The following is a 988-nucleotide window of genomic DNA, read 5'->3' on the forward strand; positions in this document are numbered from 1 at the left end:
TTTACCCGCGCAGCTTGAGGTGATTTGAAGCCAACTCCTGCAAGCCGACTTCGAGGGGCCCGCCCTCATCTTCAACAAAGCATTGCTCACGCAACCGCTGCGCTTGCATTCGTAGCACACTATGGACACCGCCCGGTTTGCCAAGTCGATCTTGTGTGATACGTGAACGAGGTATCGGCTGCGGTCTTATATGCGGCCTTTTGCAAGCCGAAGCCCGCGGGCCCTGATGGAATGCGCCAGGAACGTCCTCATCTCGGCCACGTGCTTGAAGCACAAGACTGTGTTCAGGTTTGCGTTCCTGCGGTCCGACCTGTCTCGCCATCACATTGAAATCAACCCTAGCAACCTACCAGTTCCTCAAACGCTTCAACTTGCCCATGCTGCTATGTAGGTCTGTTGCTCACATGATGCGCTTCGTATGGAGTCTCGTGAGCGAGGATCGCCCAGGCGATTCGTGCCATTTTGTTTGCCAAGGCCACCGCCACTACATTTGCTGGACGTCGTGCCTGCATCGCCTTTTGCCAGGCAGTTGGGACCTTGGCGTGACACAGTACGGAACGCGCCCCATGGATCAACAACGTACGCAGGTATGGGTCGCCTCGCCTTGAGATCGAGCCTAGCCGGATCTTTCCGCCTGTACCATTCTGCCGAGGAACAAGCCCCAGAAACGCTGCAAACTCGCGCCCCGACCTGAATGTCTTCGCATCTCCGATTGTTGCCACCAAGGCCGTTGCAGTCAGGCGGCCGATACCCGGCACCTCGGAGATTGCTCGACATGCCGCTTCGTGTTTCTGCCAGGCGCCCATCCGTTTCTCGAGTTGATTGATATCTTCCTCAAACAGGTTGATGCGACGCAGCTGTTGTCACTGACCGGCATATTCGAGCCATTCCGGGATCGGCGTAATCGAGCCACCGGATGATCGCCGCAATCGAGCCAGTGCATGATCGGCGCAATCGGGCCACTCGATGATCGGCGTATTGGAGCCAC

At 57.2% G+C, this 988-nt stretch carries 1 pseudogene; it reads right to left on the reverse strand.

Annotation, left to right across the window (positions count from 1 at the left end):
• Nucleotides 1-383: 383 nt before the first annotated feature.
• A pseudogene (locus ACLFKU_RS43600) lies at nucleotides 384-860 on the reverse strand (IS110 family transposase); the annotation flags it as partial.
• Between the last annotated feature and the right edge of the window lie 128 nt (nucleotides 861-988).

Source organism: Paraburkholderia sp. EG304 (assembly GCF_046543485.1).
In the GTDB taxonomy this organism is placed as follows: domain Bacteria; phylum Pseudomonadota; class Gammaproteobacteria; order Burkholderiales; family Burkholderiaceae; genus Paraburkholderia; species Paraburkholderia youngii.